13 protein-coding genes and 2 pseudogenes are annotated in these 18,007 nt (G+C 74.9%); 10 read left to right on the forward strand and 5 right to left on the reverse strand.

The genetic code is table 11. The annotated features are described in order from the left end of the window. Positions 1–46 precede the first annotated feature (46 nt). From N8I86_RS27495 to N8I86_RS27505, 3 genes are all read right to left on the reverse strand, one after another. Entirely contained in the window at positions 47–964 is a 918-nt protein-coding gene (locus N8I86_RS27495) for an aminoglycoside phosphotransferase family protein (protein WP_073890118.1), read from the reverse strand. 63 nt (positions 965–1,027) lie between these two features. Beyond that, a complete protein-coding gene (locus N8I86_RS27500; RefSeq protein WP_185091221.1) occupies positions 1,028–1,549 on the reverse strand; it encodes a ferritin-like domain-containing protein in 522 nt (173 codons plus the stop codon). After that, complete coding sequence (locus N8I86_RS27505) at positions 1,546–2,043, reverse strand: hypothetical protein (protein ID WP_263278934.1); 498 nt, start codon at positions 2,041–2,043, stop codon at positions 1,546–1,548. Before N8I86_RS27505 ends, N8I86_RS27500 begins: the two co-directional genes overlap by 4 nt. Positions 2,044–2,248: 205 nt before the next feature. On the opposite strand from N8I86_RS27505, the gene rimP reads away from it, so the two are divergent. The 9 genes and pseudogenes from rimP (at position 2,249) to N8I86_RS27550 (ending at position 14,404) form a co-directional block, all read left to right on the forward strand. Continuing rightward, positions 2,249–2,758, forward strand: coding sequence for a ribosome maturation factor RimP (rimP, locus tag N8I86_RS27510; RefSeq protein ID WP_073890125.1), 510 nt, complete (start codon positions 2,249–2,251; stop codon positions 2,756–2,758). Between the two features lie 2 nt (positions 2,759–2,760). After that, the gene (nusA, locus tag N8I86_RS27515; protein ID WP_073890126.1) at positions 2,761–3,774 is read left to right on the forward strand and encodes a transcription termination factor NusA; all 1,014 of its coding nucleotides are present in this window, start codon (positions 2,761–2,763) and stop codon (positions 3,772–3,774) included. A 110-nt stretch (positions 3,775–3,884) separates the two neighbouring features. After that, positions 3,885–4,181: a YlxR family protein gene (locus N8I86_RS27520; RefSeq protein ID WP_093474258.1), complete on the forward strand. Its 297-nt coding sequence runs from the start codon at positions 3,885–3,887 to the stop codon at positions 4,179–4,181. Between the two features lie 147 nt (positions 4,182–4,328). Beyond that, positions 4,329–7,433 carry a translation initiation factor IF-2 gene (infB, locus tag N8I86_RS27525; protein ID WP_073890130.1) on the forward strand — a complete coding sequence of 1,035 codons (3,105 nt, stop codon included), beginning with the start codon at positions 4,329–4,331 and terminating at the stop codon, positions 7,431–7,433. Positions 7,434–7,624: 191 nt separating this feature from the next. Next, complete coding sequence (locus tag N8I86_RS27530) at positions 7,625–7,918, forward strand: DUF503 domain-containing protein (RefSeq protein WP_073890132.1); 294 nt, start codon at positions 7,625–7,627, stop codon at positions 7,916–7,918. 41 nt (positions 7,919–7,959) lie between these two features. Beyond that, a complete protein-coding gene (rbfA, locus tag N8I86_RS27535; RefSeq protein ID WP_073890134.1) occupies positions 7,960–8,427 on the forward strand; it encodes a 30S ribosome-binding factor RbfA in 468 nt (155 codons plus the stop codon). Beyond that, positions 8,424–9,329 carry a tRNA pseudouridine(55) synthase TruB gene (gene truB / locus N8I86_RS27540; protein ID WP_263278935.1) on the forward strand — a complete coding sequence of 302 codons (906 nt, stop codon included), beginning with the start codon at positions 8,424–8,426 and terminating at the stop codon, positions 9,327–9,329. Before rbfA ends, truB begins: the two co-directional genes overlap by 4 nt. Positions 9,330–9,693: 364 nt before the next feature. Continuing rightward, positions 9,694–13,326 (forward strand): annotated as a pseudogene (locus N8I86_RS27545) (trypsin-like peptidase domain-containing protein). A gap of 130 nt (positions 13,327–13,456) precedes the next feature. Beyond that, positions 13,457–14,404 (forward strand): bifunctional riboflavin kinase/FAD synthetase, encoded by a 948-nt coding sequence (locus N8I86_RS27550; protein ID WP_073890140.1) that lies wholly within the window; start codon positions 13,457–13,459, stop codon positions 14,402–14,404. A gap of 101 nt (positions 14,405–14,505) precedes the next feature. Here the strand turns inward: N8I86_RS27550 and N8I86_RS27555 are convergent, their stop codons facing one another. Then, on the reverse strand, positions 14,506–16,788 hold the full coding sequence (locus tag N8I86_RS27555) for a MinD/ParA family ATP-binding protein (protein WP_450169120.1): 2,283 nt from the start codon (positions 16,786–16,788) through the stop codon (positions 14,506–14,508). Between the two features lie 549 nt (positions 16,789–17,337). Here N8I86_RS27555 and N8I86_RS39605 point away from each other — a divergent pair. Next, positions 17,338–17,898 (forward strand): hypothetical protein, encoded by a 561-nt coding sequence (locus tag N8I86_RS39605; protein ID WP_450169122.1) that lies wholly within the window; start codon positions 17,338–17,340, stop codon positions 17,896–17,898. A gap of 23 nt (positions 17,899–17,921) precedes the next feature. On the opposite strand, the pseudogene N8I86_RS39610 reads toward N8I86_RS39605, so the two are convergent. Then, positions 17,922–18,002: pseudogene (locus N8I86_RS39610) on the reverse strand (SCO5717 family growth-regulating ATPase); the annotation flags it as partial. Positions 18,003–18,007 lie beyond the last annotated feature (5 nt).

Below are 18,007 nucleotides of genomic sequence, written 5' to 3' on the forward strand. Positions count from 1 at the left end.
CCGGGGGGCGCCTTCCGCGTCCGTGCGCGCGGGGGTCGGGCGGGGCTCACAGCCAGCCGGCGAACTCCAGCAGCAGTTCGCCGTCCTTCGGGCGGCCCACCCGCAGGGCCCGGACACCCGACTCCACCGCCCGGAACAGCGTCCAGCCCCGCAGCCGGTCCTGGTCCACCTCCAGGGACTCCGCCAGCCGCTTGATGCGGCGCCGCGTGATCGCCGGACCGGACGGCGCGGCGATCAGGTCCTCGACCCGGTCGCGGACCAGCCGTGCCAGATCGAAGGCGCTCTCGCCGACGACCGGGTCGGGGCCCACCGCGAGCCAGGGCATCCGCTCCCCGGCCAGCACCTTGCTCTGCCGGAACGTGCCGTGCAGCAGCCGGTGGTCGGGCGGCGCGCTCAGCAGCTCCTCGCGGGCCGCGAGGGCCGCGTCGACCAGCGGTGCCGTGTCGGGGGCGCTGTCGGCGCCGGCGCGCATGGCCGTCGCCTGCCGCCCGGTGCGCTCGGCGACGGTCTCGAAGGCATGGCCGGACGGGGGCTCCACCCACAGCCGGCGCAGCGTCCCCGCCGCCTCCAGCAGTGCCTTCGCCTCCGGCAGCGAGCGCACCGACACATCGGGGTGCAGCCGCTCCAGCAGCAGCACACCCTCCTCGGTGTCCGCCGGGTCCGCCGCGTCCGGTTCCAGCAGCTGTACGGCGCCCAGGCCGCCCCAGTGCGCGAGCGCCGCCCGCTCGCTCCCGGGCCGGGCCCGCGGCGGGGCCAGCTTCAGGACCGCCGGGGTGCCGTCGGCCCGCCGGACCAGCAGGACCAGGCTGCTGCGGCCGCCCGGTACCTGGACCCGCTCGACGGTCGACCCGCGCCGGGCGACGGCCCGCTCGGCCGCCCCGGGCAGCCGCGCCAGCCAGTCGTCCCCGGCCGGTGCGCTCTCACCGAGCGCCCGCACCAGTCGCCGCGGCGCTTCGATAGCCATGCGCGAGTCGTTCCCTTCCTGTTCGGCCTGTTCGGGTGCGGCCCGGCTCCGCCGCGCGGGCGCCTACCGGGACGCCGAGGCGGAGGCCGACGGGTTCGCGCCGGCGGCACCGGGCTGCTCCGCCGAGGACCGCTCGGCGAGCCCTGGGAAGGCTACGCTCTCCCCGCTCCAGCGCACCGCCCGCACCGCTGCCTCGCGCAGCGACCCGGCCGCCGAGCCGCGCCGGGAGCCGGTCGCGGCCCGCACCAGGTCCGAGTAGACCCCGGCCAGCCGCTCCTCCAGCCGGGCCGCCAGCCGTGCCGCGGCCGCGGCGTCCGGCACCGGGAACGGCAGCGCGTAGGCGGCGCTCGCGGCGACCGGCTCGCCGCCCAGGTCGCGCACCTCGCGCACCAGGGCGTCCCGGCGCGCCCGGTGGGCGTCGTAGGCGGCCCGTGCCTCGGTGCGCCCGTGCTCGCCGATCCGGCCGCCGACCACGCCGTACCCGTACACCGCCGCGTGTTCGGCCGCCAACGCCGCCTGCAGCGCGGCCACTTCGGCCTTGTCGGCGGTCCGGTCCCGCTCGGTGCCGCGGTGCTTCCCGCTCACTTCGCCCCCTTCTGCGTCAGCAGGTACGCGTGCGCGGCCCCGGCCGCGGCGACCGAGGCCAGCAGCCGCGCCGGCTCTCCCGGTACGTCCAGCAGCTGCCCGGCGCGCTTGTCGGCCAGGGCGCGCTCGGCGGCGGCCAGCCCGGACAGGGCGTCCTTCTCGTCGGCCGGGACGGTGGGAGGGGCGGCCGAGGACTTCGCCGGCGTGGGCGCCGTACCGTCCGTGAACGCCTCGACGTGCGCCGCGACCTGGGCGCGCAGCGGGCGCAGCCGGTCCGCCAGTCCCGGATGGGCGGCCAGTACGGCGTCGTAGTGGGTCAGCAGCTCCCGGCTCTGGCGGGCCGCGAGGGCGCGTGCGCGGGCGGTGACCGACGGGCCGTCGCCTGAGTCCGGACCGGTCGAGCAGCCCGTCAGCAGGGCGGCACCGGCGGCCGTGGCGAGGAGGGATCTTCTGCGCGGCCCCGAGGGGGTGCGCGGCGGCGGAGGGTACGGCACAGCAGACGTCCTCGGGGAACTCGTACGAAAGGAAGAACGGCTTCGGGCGGCGCGCCCGTGATCACCGTACCCGCGCACCCCTCACGCACCACTCACCGGCACCGCCCGTACACAGGTGGACGGCAACACTCCCTGCGACCGGATACCCTTTGACCAGACACGCGACCCATCCCACAACAGCACACGCGGCCGAGGAGTCACCCGGATGAGCACCACCCAGAGCGAGAGGCTGCGAGAGCTGCTGGAACCGCTCGTCACCTCGCAGGGGCTGGATCTCGAAGAGATCGCTGTCGACTCCGTCGGACGCAAGCGGGTGCTGCGGGTGGTCGTCGACTCCGACGCCGGTGCCGATCTGGACGCCATCGCCGATGTGAGCCGCGCGCTCTCGGCGAAGCTCGACGAGACCAACGCGATGGGTGACGACGCGTACGACCTGGAGGTCGGGACCCCGGGCGCCGAGCGCCCCCTCACCGAGCGGCGGCACTACGTGCGCGCCACCGACCGGCTCGTGAAGTTCCAGCTGACCGAGGGCGGCGAGCTGGTCGCCAGGATCCTGGAGGTCGACGAGGACGGTCTCGACGTCGAGGTCCCCGGGGTCAAGGGCCGCAAGGCGACCTCCCGCAGACTCGGTTTCCCGGAGATCGCCAAGGCGCGTGTGCAGGTCGAGTTCAACCGCAAGGACAAGAAGGACATGAAGGAAGAGGAGGAGGCGTAGCCGTGGACATCGACATGAGCGCCCTGCGGGGCTTGGTTCGGGAGAAGGAGATCTCCTTCGACCTGCTGGTCGAGGCGATCGAGTCGGCCCTCCTCATCGCCTACCACCGCACCGAGGGAAGCCGCCGACACGCGCGCGTGGAGCTCAACCGGGAGACCGGGCATGTGACCGTGTGGGCGAAGGAGGACCCGGAGGACCTCGAGGAGGGCCAGGAGCCCCGCGAGTTCGACGACACCCCGTCCGGTTTCGGCCGGATCGCCGCCACCACCGCCAAGCAGGTGATCCTCCAGCGGCTGCGCGACGCCGAGGACGACGCCACGCTCGGCGAGTACGCGGGCCGCGAGGGCGACATCGTCACCGGTGTGGTCCAGCAGGGCCGCGACCCGAAGAACGTGCTCGTCGACATCGGCAAGTTGGAGGCCATCCTGCCGGTGCAGGAGCAGGTGCCCGGCGAGACCTACCCGCACGGCATGCGCCTGCGCAGCTACGTCGTCCGGGTCGCCAAGGGCGTCCGCGGTCCCTCCGTGACGCTCTCCCGCACCCACCCCGCCCTGGTGAAGAAGCTCTTCGCCCTGGAGGTGCCGGAGATCGCCGATGGCTCCGTGGAGATCGCCGCGATCGCCCGTGAGGCCGGTCACCGCACGAAGATCGCCGTCCGGTCCACCCGTTCGGGCCTGAACGCCAAGGGCGCCTGCATCGGCCCCATGGGCGGCCGGGTGCGCAACGTGATGGGCGAGCTGAACGGCGAGAAGATCGACATCGTCGACTGGTCGGACGACCCGGCGGAGATGGTCGCGAACGCCCTGTCACCCGCTCGGGTGAGCAAGGTGGAGGTCGTCGACCTCGCCGCCCGGTCCGCCCGGGTGACGGTGCCGGACTACCAGCTGTCCCTGGCGATCGGCAAGGAGGGGCAGAACGCCCGCCTCGCCGCCCGCCTCACCGGCTGGCGGATCGACATCCGTCCCGACACCGAGCAGGTCGGGGACCAGGGCCCGGCCCGGAGCCGGGAGCAGTGAGCGGCGGCGGCCGGGAATAGATCCCGGCCGCGGGCCGCTTCGATTACGACAACATCCGTTCGATCTCTGCCCCAAAGGGGTGAGGTCGGTACGGGGAGGTAGACTTAGCTGTGTCTGGCCGGACGCACGACCGAGCATGCCCTGAACGCACCTGTGTGGGGTGCCGGGAGCGGGCGGCCAAGAACGATCTCCTGCGGATCGTGAAGATCGAGGACGCGTGCGTCCCCGATCCTCGCGGTACGCTGCCCGGCCGGGGTGCGTACGTACACCCCGCCCTGGTCTGTCTCGACCAGGCGGTACGCCGCCGGGCGTTCCCGCGGGCACTGCGCGTCCCGGGAGCGCTCGACACAAAGGCGTTGCGCCAATACGTCGAGCGGACAACAGTTGCCGAACAGGCGACGACGTAAGACGTGTCGTACGGAACCCCCCGTGCGGCCTGGTACCTCGCGAGTCGAAAGCAGGTCGAGATTGCGATGAGCACTCGATGAGTACGCGATGAGTACGCCCATGAACTAGCGACGGTCCGGCTTCAACCCGGACCTCAAAGGAGCGAAGTGGCTAAGGTCCGGGTCTACGAACTCGCCAAGGAGTTCGGTGTCGAGAGCAAGGTCGTCATGGCCAAGCTCCAGGAACTCGGTGAATTCGTCCGTTCGGCGTCTTCGACCATCGAAGCGCCGGTTGTACGCAAGCTGACCGACGCCTTCCAGGGCGGTGGCAACGGCAAGTCCGCCGGCAAGCCCGCCCCCCGCAAGGCTTCCCCCAAGCCCGCCGCGCCCTCCCCGGCGCAGGCGGCCCGTCCGGCTGCGCCGCGGCCGGCGGCTCCCAAGCCCCCGACGGCCCCCGCTGCCCAGCAGCCGGCCGCGCCCGCGGCTCCGTCGGCGCCCGCGCCGGCCGCCTCGGGCCCGCGTCCGGTCCCGGGTCCGAAGCCCGCGCCGCGTCCGGCCCCGGCCGCCCCGGAGTTCACCGCTCCGCCGGCCGCTCCGGCGCCGCAGGCTCCCGCCGCGCAGGCTCCGGCCGCGCAGACCCCGCAGGCTCCGGCCGCGCAGGGTCCGCGTCCCGGCGCCCGTCCGGGTGCCCCGAAGCCCGGTGGCCGTCCGGCTCCCGGCCAGGGGCAGGGCCAGGCGGCCCGTCCGGGCCAGGGTGGTCCGCGCGGTGGTGGCCAGGCGCGCTCCGGCGCCCGTCCGGCCGGCCCGCGTCCGGGCAACAACCCCTTCACGTCCGGTGGCAACGCCGGCATGGCGCGCCCGCAGGCGCCCCGTCCGCAGGGCGGCCCGCGTCCGGGCGGCCCCGGTGCCCCCGGCGCCGGTCCCCGTCCGCAGGCTCCCGGCCAGCAGGGCGGCGGTCCGCGTCCGCAGGCTCCGGGCGGTTCCCGTCCGTCGCCGTCCGGCATGCCCCGTCCGCAGGGCGGCCCGCGTCCCGGCCCGGCCGGTCCGCGTCCGAACCCCGGCATGATGCCGCAGCGTCCGGCTGCCGGCCCGCGTCCCGGTGGCGGTGGCCCCGGTGGCCGTGGTCCCGGTGGCGGCGGTCGTCCCGGTGGTGGCGGCGGCGGTCGTCCGGGTGGCGGCGGCTTCGCCGGCCGTCCCGGTGGCGGTGGCGGCGGCTTCGCCGGCCGTCCCGGTGGTCCCGGTGGCGGTGGCGGCGGCTTCGCCGGCCGTCCGGGTGGTCCCGGTGGTGGCGGCGGCGGTCGTCCCGGCTTCGGTGGCCGTCCGGGTGGTCCCGGTGGCCGCGGTGGCACGCAGGGCGCCTTCGGTCGTCCCGGTGGTCCCGCGCGTCGTGGTCGCAAGTCGAAGCGGCAGAGGCGCCAGGAGTACGAGGCCATGCAGGCCCCGAGCGTCGGCGGCGTGATGCTGCCGCGCGGCAACGGCGAGGCCATCCGCCTCTCCCGCGGCGCGTCGCTCACGGACTTCGCGGAGAAGATCAACGCCAACCCGGCGTCGCTCGTCGCGGTCATGATGAACCTCGGCGAGATGGTCACGGCCACGCAGTCGGTCTCCGACGAGACGCTGCAGCTCCTCGCCGACGAGATGAACTACACGGTTCAGATCGTCAGCCCCGAGGAGGAGGACCGCGAGCTGCTCGAGTCCTTCGACATCGAGTTCGGCGAGGACGAGGGCGACGAGGAGGACCTGGTGGTCCGCCCGCCGGTCGTCACCGTCATGGGTCACGTCGACCACGGTAAGACCCGACTGCTCGACGCCATCCGCAAGACGAACGTCATCGCGGGCGAGGCCGGCGGCATCACCCAGCACATCGGTGCCTACCAGGTCTCCACCGAGGTCAACGACGAAGAGCGCAAGATCACCTTCATCGACACCCCGGGTCACGAGGCGTTCACCGCCATGCGTGCCCGTGGTGCGAAGTCGACCGACATCGCGATCCTGGTCGTCGCGGCCAACGACGGCGTCATGCCGCAGACGGTCGAGGCGCTGAACCACGCCAAGGCGGCCGACGTGCCGATCGTGGTCGCGGTCAACAAGATCGACGTCGAGGGTGCCGACCCGACCAAGGTGCGCGGTCAGCTGACCGAGTACGGCCTGGTGGCCGAGGAGTACGGCGGCGACACCATGTTCGTCGACATCTCCGCCAAGCAGGGTCTGCACATCGACTCGCTGCTGGAGGCCGTGGTCCTCACGGCCGACGCCTCGCTCGACCTGCGGGCCAACCCGGCCCAGGACGCGCAGGGCATCTCCATCGAGTCCCGTCTCGACCGCGGCCGCGGTGCCGTGGCGACGGTCCTCGTGCAGCGAGGCACCCTGCGGGTCGGCGACACGATGGTCGTGGGCGACGCCTACGGCCGTGTGCGCGCCATGCTCGACGACAACGGCAACAACGTCGCCGAGGCCGGCCCGTCGACGCCGGTCCAGGTCCTGGGCCTGACCAACGTCCCGGGTGCGGGTGACAACTTCCTGGTGGTGGACGAGGACCGTACGGCCCGTCAGATCGCCGAGAAGCGTGCCGCCCGTGAGCGCAACGCCGCGTTCGCCAAGCGCACGCGCCGCGTGTCGCTGGAGGACCTGGACAAGGTGCTCAAGGCCGGCGAGATCCAGCAGCTGAACCTGATCATCAAGGGTGACGCTTCCGGTTCGGTCGAGGCCCTCGAGTCCTCGCTGCTCCAGCTGGACGTCGGCGAAGAGGTCGACATCCGCGTCCTGCACCGTGGTGTCGGTGCGGTCACGGAGTCCGACATCGACCTGGCGATGGGCTCCGACGCCATCGTGATCGGCTTCAACGTCCGCGCGGCCGGCCGCGCGGCGCAGATGGCCGAGCGCGAGGGTGTGGACGTCCGGTACTACTCGGTCATCTACCAGGCGATCGAGGAGATCGAGGCGGCCCTCAAGGGCATGCTCAAGCCGGAGTACGAAGAGGTCGAGCTCGGTACGGCGGAGATCCGCGAGGTCTTCAAGTCGTCCAAGCTGGGCAACATCGCCGGTGTCCTCATCCGCTCCGGCGAGGTCAAGCGCAACACCAAGGCGCGCCTCGTCCGCGACGGCAAGGTCATCGCCGAGAACCTCAACATCGAGGGTCTGCGTCGCTTCAAGGACGACGTCACCGAGATCCGCGAAGGCTACGAGGGTGGTATCAACCTCGGAAACTTCAACGACATCAAGGTCGACGACGTCATCGCGACGTACGAGATGCGGGAGAAGCCGCGGGCGTAACGCCTGCGGTGCGTGCCGGCCGACGGGACCTCGGTCCCGTCGGCCGGTGCGCCGTTTGCGGCCCGTACGCGCGGTCCACGGAGCGTAATATCCGTCGATCGCGCGGGCCGCTTCGTTGTACGGTTCTTGATGTCCCCGGCCACACGGTCCCGGGGCCATCGATCCCGTACCGGCGGGTTAACCGGTCACACATGTACGTGGGGACCCTGTCCTTCGACCTCCTCCTCGGCGACGTGCACTCGCTGAAGGAGAAGCGCTCCGTCGTCCGCCCGATCGTCGCCGAACTCCAGCGGAAGTACGCGGTGAGTGCGGCCGAGGTGGATCACGCGGACCTTCACCGGCGGACGATCATCGGCCTCGCCGTGGTCTCCGGCGACGCGGCGCACCTCACCGACGTGCTGGACCGGTGTGAGCGGCTGGTCGCCGCCCGCCCCGAGGTGGAGCTGCTGTCCGTACGACGGCGCTTCCACGGCGACGACGACTGACCACAGAATCACGAGCAAGAGAAAGAACGGGAGACGGACCAGTGGCCGACAACGCGCGGGCGAAAAGGCTGGCGGACCTCATCCGGGAGGTGGTGGCCCAGAAGCTGCAGCGCGGGATCAAGGACCCGCGGCTCGGCTCGCACGTCACCATCACGGACACCCGGGTCACGGGTGACCTCCGGGAGGCGACCGTCTTCTACACGGTCTACGGGGACGAAGAGGAGCGGAAGGCCGCTGCCGCGGGCCTGGAGAGCGCCAAGGGCATCCTGCGCTCCGAGGTCGGCCGCGCCGCCGGGGTGAAGTTCACCCCGACGCTCGCCTTCGTCGCCGACGCCCTGCCGGACACCGCCCGGACCATCGAGGACCTCCTCGACAAGGCGCGGCAGTCCGACGAGAAGGTCCGCGAGGCCTCCGCGGGCGCGGCGTACGCGGGCGGTGCCGACCCGTACCGCAAGCCGGCCGACGAGACGGCCGACCCGACCGAGACGGACGGCGACGCCGCGGAATGACCCAGAAGCACACCACGCCCGACGGCCTCGTCATCGTCGACAAGCCGTCGGGCTTCACTTCGCACGACGTGGTCGCCAAGATGCGCGGGATCGCCAGGACCCGCCGCGTCGGCCACGCCGGCACCCTCGACCCGATGGCGACCGGCGTCCTGGTCCTCGGTGTCGAACGCGCCACCAAGCTCCTCGGCCACCTCGCGCTGACCGAGAAGGAGTACCTGGGCACCATCCGCCTGGGCCAGAACACCGTCACCGACGACGCCGAGGGCGAGATCACCTCCGCCGCCGACGCGTCCCGGGTGACCCGGGACGCCATCGACAGCGGTATCGCCAAGCTGACCGGCGCCATCATGCAGGTGCCGTCCAAGGTCAGCGCCATCAAGATCAACGGGGTGCGGTCCTACAAGCGGGCCCGCGACGGCGAGGACTTCGACATTCCGGCCCGGCCGGTGACCGTCTCCTCCTTCGCGGTGTACGACGTCCGGGACGCCGTCGCCGAGGACGGCACCCAGGTCCTGGACCTGGTCGTGTCCGTGGTCTGCTCCTCCGGCACCTACATCCGCGCCCTCGCCCGTGACCTCGGCGCGGACCTGGGCGTCGGCGGCCACCTCACCGCGCTGCGCCGGACGCGCGTCGGACCGTACAAGATCGACGCGGCGAAGACGCTGGACCGGCTCCAGCAGGAGCTGACCGTCATGCCGATCGCCGACGCCGCCTCCGCCGCCTTCCCGCGCTGGGAGGTCGACGCCAAGCGGGCCCGGCTGCTGCTGAACGGTGTCCGGCTGGAACTGCCCGAGGAGTACGCGGGCGGCGGCCCCGTCGCCGTGTTCGGCCCCGAGGGCCGGCTGCTCGCCCTCGTCGAGGAGCACAAGGGCAAGGCGAAGAGCCTGGCCGTCTTCGGCTGACGGCCGCTTCTCCGGCCGACGGCCCAGCCGCCCCTCCGGCCGGCCGTCCCGGCTGCCGGCCGTCCGCGGCGGGCCCCCTCCGGTCCGCGCCGCCCCCGCGCCGCCCACCACGGGCACCGCCCCGTGCGGTCGCCCGTGGAGCGGCGGCCGGCCACGGGGGTAGCCCCTCCGCCGCTCCACGGTCCCCCCTCGTTCCCCCCTCCCTTAGATATCCAGCGGTCCGCTCCCATTCACCCGTCCGGGCAGGCGCTCGGAGTGAACGGGGGGAGCGGAAGGGGGCGCGTTCCCCGCGCGATCTGTCCCGCCGATCACCGCGCGCCTACCGTCGTGAACAGGGCACGTGTACGGGCGGGGAGGTACGGCCATGACGGGACGGGGCCCGCGCACCGGAGGCGGGCGCCGGACGGCGGCGGACGGTACGCGGCGGACGACGGCGGAGGAGCCGCGGACGGACGCGGCGGGGGACACCGGGTGGTCGGCGGAGGCCGGCCCACGCGACACGGCCTGCCCCGACGACACCGTCCTCGTCCGGATCCGCGACCTCGCCGGCCGGCCACGCGGCCTCGGCTTCCTCGCCGACCACGAAGGCACCCTGCTCACCAGTCACGAGGCCGTCGACGGGCTGCCCCGGCTCGTGCTCCACGCGGCGGGCGACCGCACCTGCGTGGTCGACGCCGACGCCGTCGTCCCGCTGCCCCACCTGGACCTGGCCCTGGTGCGCACCGAGGGCCTGGGTGTGCCCCCGCTGCCCCTGACCGTGCGCGAGCGCATCGACGCCGGCACCTACGTGCGCCTTCCCGCGGGCTGCTGGCGCGAGGCCCGGGTGCTGGCCGCCACGCAGGTCACGTATACCGCCACCGACCGCTTCCACCTCCTCGAGGACGCCCTGGAGCTGGCCATCGGCACGGCCGGGCGGGACGCGCTCCGGCTCGGCGGCGGGGCGGCCGGGGACCCGTGCTCGACGCCCGCACCGGCGCGGTCCTGGGCGTCCTCGGCACCGCCCTGCAGAGCGCCCGGACCGACGCGGGCTTCGCGGTGCCCCTGCGGCCCGCCGACGGCCCGCTGGCCGAGCTCCTCGCCCGCAACGCGGCCACCGTCCCGGCCTACGGCAGCGATCTGAACCCGGCCGGGATGCTGGAGCTGACCGCCACCTCGGTGGCCCAGGACGGCCCCCACCGCGCCGCGGCCGGCGTGGTGCCACCCGTCGAACGAGCCGGTGTCACGGCCGAGTTGACCGCCTTCACCGACGGCGACCGGAGCGTGCTCGGACTCGTCGGCGCACCGGGCAGCGGCCGTACGACGGAACTCGCCGCCCTCGCCGCCCGGCGGGCCGGGGGAGCGGCCCGCACCCACGCTGTGGCTGCGCGGCGCCGACCTGGAGGCCACCGACGACTCCGTGGCCGACGCGGCCCGCCGCACGCTGGAGCGCGCCGCCCGCATCGTCGCCGCCTCCCGCTCCGCCCGCCCCGACGACCTCGGCGACCTCACCCCCGAACAGCTGGCCCGCTGCGCCGCCCGCGCCGGCCGCCCCCTGCTGCTCCTCCTCGACGGCCCCGAGGAGATGCCCCCCGTCCTCGCCCACCGGCTGCCGCAGTGGACCGGGAGGACCGCCGACTGGCTGCGGGAGACCGGGGCACGCCTGGTCGTCGCCTGCCGGGAGGAGCACTGGGAGCACGCCGGCACCGGATTCCCCGCCGACCTGCTGCACGCCCCGCACCGCCACCCCGGCCCGCCGAGCGGCCCCGCCGGCCAGGTGAGCCCGCCGCGGGCACCGGCCGGCCCGGCAGCCCCCGAACCCGCTCCGGACGAGGCCCGCGACACCGCCGAGCCGTACGCGCCGCTTCCGCCCTGCGTACGGCTCGGCGAACTCACCGACGCCGAGGCCCGCCTGGCCCGCGCCCGCTACGGCATCCCCGACGGCGTGCTCGGCGAGCGCGACGCCCGGCACCCGCTCACCCTGCGCCTGCTGTCCGAGGTCCGCGCCGCCGTCCCGGACGCCCCGGCCGCCGCCGTCCCGGCCGCACGGCACGAGGTGTTCGCCGCCCACCTCGACCTCATGTGCCTGCGCGTCGCGGTCCGCCTCGCCGCCGAGAGCGGCCTGCGCGGCACGGCCGTACGACGGCTCGCCGCGCGGGTCGCCGGACAGGTGCACGAGGCCGCCCGGCGCAGCCTCGGCCCCGGGCAGGGCGAACTGGACCGCGCCTCCTTCGAGGCCGTGTTTCCCTGGGGTCCCGCGCCCGCCCGGCTCGGCGGCGGCACCGGCTGGGCCTCCGCCGTCCTCACCGAGGGCCTCCTCGTCCCGGCCGGCGGCGGATACCGCTTCGCCCACGAGGAACTGGCCGACTGGATCCAGGGCACGCACCTCGACCTCGACGAGGCCCTGCACGCCCTCGTCCACCGGCCACGCCCCGCGGAGGAGGACGGCACCGTCCCCGTACCGCGTCATCGCGTCGGCCCGGTCGTGCAGGCCCTGCTGCTCCTCGCCCAGCAGCACGGCACCGGGCAACTCGCCCACCGAATGACGGAGCTGGCCGACGCCCTGGACCGGGACCCGCAGTCCTGGTGGGCCGCACGGCTGCTGGCGCAGACCCTGCTCCAGGTGCCCGACGCGACGCCGTACACCGGGGTGCTGCGCGCGCTCGCGGACCGTGTCGTCGCCATGCGCCGCGAACAGCGCCCCGTTCCGGCCGAGTTCGGTCCCGACTTCTGGGCCGCCGTACCGGTCCCCGACACCGAGCGGCTCCAGCTGCTGCGCCGCCTGGTGCTGGCGGACCAGGCGCCGCCCGCGCCCGGCGCCCGCTACCTGGACGCCGTGTCCCGGCTGCTCGCCGACCGTCCCGCCGTCGTACAAAGGCAGTTGACGCACTGGTTCGACGACGAGCGGCCGCTGCCCGCGACGCCCGACGCGACCGTGGCCACCGCCGCGCAGGCGCTGCTGCACACCCACCGGCACGCCGCCCTGGACGAGCTCACCGAGGTCCTGGTGTCGTGCGCGCACCGGCGCGCCGACGAACTGCTCGCCACCCTCGCCGAGGACGAGCCCTCCGCCCTGTGCCGGGCCGTGGACCGCTGGGCGCACGACGAGCGCCCGGCCCGCCGGGTCGCCGCGGTCGCGTTCGGGCTGCGCGCGGCCCCGCACGTCGGCTCCGGGGCGGACCGCGAGCTGCTGCGCTACGCCGCGCTCGCCCTGCTGGCCCGGCCCGCCGACTGCACCCTGCACGGCGGTGCCCTCGCCCTCCTGGTCCGCGACCCGCACACCCGCGACCGGCATCTGACGGCGGCCCTGCGGCACTTCGCCGAGGGCGACCCCCGGGTCCCGCCGAGCGCCCTGGTGCCCGCGCTGGCCACCCATCCCGAGCCGGTCCTGGAGGCCTTCGGGGCCCGGCTGCGCGGCCCCGACGCCGGAGAGGCACTGCGTGCCCTCGCCGACGTCTCCACCCCCGCCCTGGCCCGCCGTACGGCCGCCCTGGTCCGGGAGGCGGTACGGCTGCGACCGGACACCGCCGGGCCCTTCGCCGCCTACGTCGACCGCCGTCTGGCCCACGGACCCACCGCCCGTCCGGTCCTGCTGCCCCTCGTCACCGGCCTGCTGGACGGCGGCCCCGAACAGGTCAGGGCGGCCCTCGCCACCGTCCTCGCCGCCGTCGGCACCCCGGCCTGCCGTCCGCTGCGCCGCGAACTGCTGGAGTTCCTGTTCGCCCACGAGCGGGAGCCGTCGGTCCTGGACGCCGTCCTGCACGCGGTGGCCGAGCACGTCGACGGCCACGAGGAGGAGGCCCGCGGACTCGTCCACCGCACCGGACTGCTCCTCGTGCGCACCCCCGAAGGCGCCACCCATTTCGACCGGGGCCTGGTCGACCTCGGCCGGCACGTGCCCGGATTCGCCGCGCTGATGGCGCGCTGGCTGGCGGACGCCCCGGACGACTGGGCCGCCGTGGTCGGCCCGAGCACCCGGCGCATGCTCGAAAACCTGGCGGGCGTACGCGTACCCGCCTGAACCGCCGCCGTGGACGTGCGCCCCGTCACAGCCCACCGGCCGATGCGGGCCCGGAGCGCTCGGCATGGCACCCTTAGACCTGCACAAGAGGTCAAGGTACACACGGACAAGGGTTCGAGGAGCGGTCACAGTGCAGCGCTGGCGTGGCTTGGAGGACATCCCCCAGGACTGGGGGCGCAGCGTCGTCACCATCGGTTCCTACGACGGCGTCCACCGCGGCCACCAGCTGATCATCAAGCACGCCGTCGACCGGGCCCGCGAGCTGGGCGTCCCGGCGGTCGTGGTCACCTTCGACCCGCACCCCAGCGAGGTCGTCCGGCCCGGCAGCCACCCGCCGCTGCTCGCCGCGCACCACCGCCGCGCCGAACTGATGGCGGACCTCGGTGTGGACGCGGTGCTGATCCTGCCCTTCACCACCGAGTTCTCGAAGCTGTCGCCGGCCGAGTTCGTCGTGAAGGTCCTGGTGGACAAGCTGCACGCGAAGGCGGTCGTGGAGGGCCCGAACTTCCGCTTCGGCCACAAGGCGGCCGGCAACGTCGACTTCCTCGTCGAGCAGGGCAAGATCTACGACTTCGAGGTCGAGGTCGTCGACCTGTACGTCAGCGGCGAGGCCGGCGGCGGCCAGCCGTTCTCCTCCACCCTGACCCGCCGCCTGGTCGCCGAGGGCGACGTCGAGGGCGCCCGCGAGATCCTGGGCCGCCCGCACCGCGTGGAGGGCGTGGTCGTCCGCGGCGCCCAGCGCGGCCGTGAGCTGGGCTTCCCGACCGCCAACGTCGAGACCCTGCCGCACACCGCGATCCCCGCGGACGGCGTCTACGCCGGTTATCTGCACGTCGAGGGCGAGGCCATGCCGGCCGCGATCTCCGTGGGCACCAACCCGCAGTTCGACGGCACCGAGCGCACGGTGGAGGCGTACGCGATCGACCGCGTCGGCCTCGACCTGTACGGCCTGCACGTCGGCGTCGACTTCCTCGCCTATGTGCGCGGCCAGGCGAAGTTCGCGTCCCTGGAGGCCCTGCTGGAGCAGATGGCCGCGGATGTGAAGCGGTGCCGGGAGATCGTGGCGGCGGAGGAGTAGGCGCGCCGCGCGTCCCGCCGGCGGCCCGCCGACCGGGGGACACGGACACGACACGAGAGGGCGGCCGGTGCTCAGCACCGGCCGCCCTCTCGTCGTGCGTCCTACTGCTGCTGCGGCGGCTGCTGCGCCTGGGGCGCCTGGGCCTGGGGAGGCTGTGCCCCGGGCTGCGCCGCCTGCTGCTGCGGGTGGCCGGGCTGCGGCGGGTACGGCTGCCCCTGCGGCTGCTCGCCCTGCACCGGCGGGTACGGACCCTGCGGGGCCTGCGGGGCCTGCGGGGCCTGCGGGGCCTGCGGGGCCTGCGGGGCCTGCGGGTACGGCTGGCCCGGGGCGGGCTGCGGGTACGGCTGCCCGGGCGCGGCCTGCGGGTACGGCTGCGGGTAGGGCTGGCCCTGCTGCGGCGGGTACGGCTGCTGCCCCGGCTGCGGCTGACCGGGCTGCGCCGGGTACGGCTGCTGCCCCGGCTGCGGCTGACCGGGCTGCGCCGGGTACGGCTGCTGGCCCGGCTGCGGCTGGCCCTGCTGCTGGGGATACGGCTGCTCCGCCTGCGGGGGGTAGGGCTGCTGCCCCTGCGGGGGGTACGGCTGTTGCCCCTGCGCGTACGGCTGGCCCGGCATCGGCTGGCCCGGCATGGGCGGCGCCGCCACCGGCGGCGGGTTGCCGTCGCTGGTCCACAGCCCGTGCGCCTGCTGATGCCGTACGAAGTCCTCGGCGACCAGCGCCGCGAGGTTGAAGTACGCCTCCCGCGTCCGCGGCCGCATCATGTCGAGGTCGACCTCGGCACCGGCGGACAGGTGCTCGTCGAACGGCACCACCACGACCGCGCGGGTCCGCGTCTCGAAGTGCGACACGATGTCCTCGACCTTGATCATCTTGCCCGTCTCGCGGACCCCGGAGATCACGGTGAGGGACCGGGAGACCAGGTCCGCGTACCCGTGCGCGGACAGCCAGTCCAGCGTCGTACTGGCGCTGCTCGCCCCGTCGACGGACGGGGTGGAGATGATGATCAGCTGGTCGGCGAGGTCGAGCACCCCGCGCATGGCGCTGTACAGCAGGCCCGTGCCCGAGTCGGTGAGGATCACCGGGTACTGCCGGCCCAGCACGTCGATCGCGCGCCGGTAGTCCTCGTCGTTGAACGTGGTCGAGACGGCCGGGTCCACGTCGTTGGCGATGATCTCCAGACCGGAGGGCGCCTGCGAGGTGAACCGGCGGATGTCCATGTACGAGTTCAGGTAGGGGATCGCCTGGACGAGGTCACGGATGGTGGCCCCGGTCTCCCGGCGCACCCGCCGCCCGAGCGTGCCGGCGTCCGGGTTCGCGTCGATGGCGAGGATCTTGTCCTGCCGCTCGGTGGCGAGGGTGGCGCCCAGCGCGGTGGTGGTCGTCGTCTTGCCGACGCCGCCCTTGAGGCTGATGACCGCTATCCGGTAGCAGGAGAGCACCGGCGTGCGGATCAGCTCCAGCTTGCGCTGCCGCTCGGCCTCCTCCTTCTTGCCGCCCAGCTTGAACCGGGAGGAAGCCGCCGCGGGCCGGCCGCTCCTCGCCTTCTGCCGCTTGTTGTTGAGCAGCCGGTCCGCGGACAGCTCCACGGCGGCGGTGTAACCCAGCGGTGCGGCACCGGGGTTGGTGGGCTGCCGCTGGTCGTGCTGCAAGGGCTGCGGCCACGCGGCGCCGGTACGCGGGTCGACCGGGGCGTGCGGAGGCTGCGGCTGCGCCTGGGCGGGCTCCGGGTTCTGGGGCTGCCCCGGGTGCTGCGGGAAGCCGTAACCGCCGGGCTGCGCCTGCGGGTCGGCGGCGCCGGGCTGCGGTGCCGGCGGCTGGGGAGCGGACTGCTGGTGCGCGGACTGCTGGGGTGCCGGGGGCTGGGGGAAGCCGTAACCGCCGGGTTGCGGGAAGCCGTGACCGGCCGCCGGAGTGGGCCCGTGGGGGTGCCCTGCGGCGGCTGGGCCTGCGGGAAGCCGTACCCACCCGGTGCGGGCTGCGGCTCGGGGGTACCGGGGCGCGGTGGCCGCCGGCTGCGGTGCCGGGGGCTGCGGGAAGCCGTAACCACCCGGTGCGGGCTGGGCGTCGGGCTGCGGGAAGCCGTAGCCGCCGGGCGGGGTGGGGCCCGTCGGGGCCGGCTGGGGTCCGGCCTGTGCCGCCGTCGGCGGGACGGGCGCGCCGGGCTGGTGCGCCGGCCCTGGCTGCTGCTGGTTCCAGGCGGCGGGCGCGGGCTGCGGGGGCTGCGGCTGGAACGGCGCTTGCTGGCCGGGCGCGCCGACGGGACCCTGCGCGGCCGCGGGGTGCGGGCCGGGCACCGGGCCGGGCTGCTGCGGCGCGGGCTGCGCGGGCCACTGAGCCGCCGGGGCCGGGGCGGCGGGCTGGTACGAGGGCGGCAGCGGAGGCATGCCGTCCTGCGGCGCGGGCGGGGAGTCCAGGCGGCCTGCGGCTCCGGTGCCGCGGGGGTCGGGGCGGCCGCGGTGGGGCTCGTGGCCGCGGGGGTGTGCGGAGTCGCTGCGGGGTCCTCGGTGGCGGCCGGGGCGGCCTGGGCCGCGTCGGCGCCCGCGGCCGGGGAGGGGTCGGCCGGGGCCGCGTCGGCAGCCGTCACCGGTGCCGGGCCGGGCGGGGTCGGGTCGGTGTCCTCGTCGGGCGTCCCGGCCTCCGGGGTGCCGTCGCTCTCCGGGGCCGTCGGCCGGGTCTGGTCGGCCGGGGCCGGGGCGTCCGGTGACACCCCGTCGGTCCGGGCGCCGTCCGCATCTGGCGCTGCCGCTGCCGCCGGAGAGGCGGCCGGGTCGTCGGTCGCGGAGGCGGACCCGGGGTCGGTCAGGACCTGGGCCGGGGCGAGCCCGAACTCCTCCTCGTCCTTTCCGGATTCGGCCTGGGCGTCCTCGGCCGTCGCGTCCGCGCCGCCGTGCACCTCACCGTCGTCCGTGTCGTCCTGCGTGCCTTCGTGGGCCGTGACCGCATCGGAGCGCTCGTCCGTGGCGTCCGACGTGGCATCCGTCTCGGGGGTCTCGGCATCAGCTGTGCTCACCCCCGAAGCCCGGGCACCCGGGGTGGGCTCGGCGGGCCGCGCGGCGGCAGTCTCCTCCGCCGCTGCCCGCTCCGCGATCTCCCGCTTCAGGGCGGAGGCGGAGATCCGCATGGTCGCGCCGCTGACGAGGTCGCCATTGTCGCCGTCCTCCTCGCCCGAGGCCAAGGACGAGACGGCCGGAGCGGCCGGGGCCTCCGACGGGACGGCCGGCGGCTGCGGCGAGGCAGGTGCGGCCCCCGGCGGGGGTGTGGCAGGGCCCTGCGGTGTGGCCGGGGCCGGCACGGAGCCCCAGGCCGGCTGGAAGCCGCTGCCGGGCGGCAGGTCCGGAATCCCCACCGGCGGACCGACCGGCGGCGGAGGCGCGGCCGGGGTGGCGGCCGCGGGAGGCGGGGTGGGAGTGCCCGCGGGAGGCGGCACCGGCGCCGACGGCGACGTGCCGGACGTACCCGACGCGTTCTGCGTGTACCAGGCGGGCGGCGCGTAGTCGATCGTGAACTCGCCCGTCATCTCGATGCCGGACTCCGCGTCGGTCTGGTCGTCGTCGGGTGTCGCCCAGCCCCCGCGGATCCCGTCCCGATCGCTGTTCACAGTTC

The organism is Streptomyces albidicamelliae, from assembly GCF_025642175.1.
In the GTDB taxonomy this organism is placed as follows: domain Bacteria; phylum Actinomycetota; class Actinomycetes; order Streptomycetales; family Streptomycetaceae; genus Streptomyces; species Streptomyces albidocamelliae.

Excerpts from the sequence above, each read along its gene's own strand:
- rimP (WP_073890125.1), top strand. The coding sequence starts at position 2,249 with ATGAGCACCACCCAGAGCGAGAGGCTGCGAGAGCTGCTGGAACCGCTC.
- N8I86_RS27530 (WP_073890132.1), top strand. The coding sequence starts at position 7,625 with ATGTACGTGGGGACCCTGTCCTTCGACCTCCTCCTCGGCGACGTGCAC.
- N8I86_RS27495 (WP_073890118.1), bottom strand. The coding sequence starts at position 964 with ATGGCTATCGAAGCGCCGCGGCGACTGGTGCGGGCGCTCGGTGAGAGC.
- truB (WP_263278935.1), top strand. The coding sequence starts at position 8,424 with ATGACCCAGAAGCACACCACGCCCGACGGCCTCGTCATCGTCGACAAG.
- N8I86_RS27555 (WP_450169120.1), bottom strand. The coding sequence starts at position 16,788 with ATGCCTCCGCTGCCGCCCTCGTACCAGCCCGCCGCCCCGGCCCCGGCG.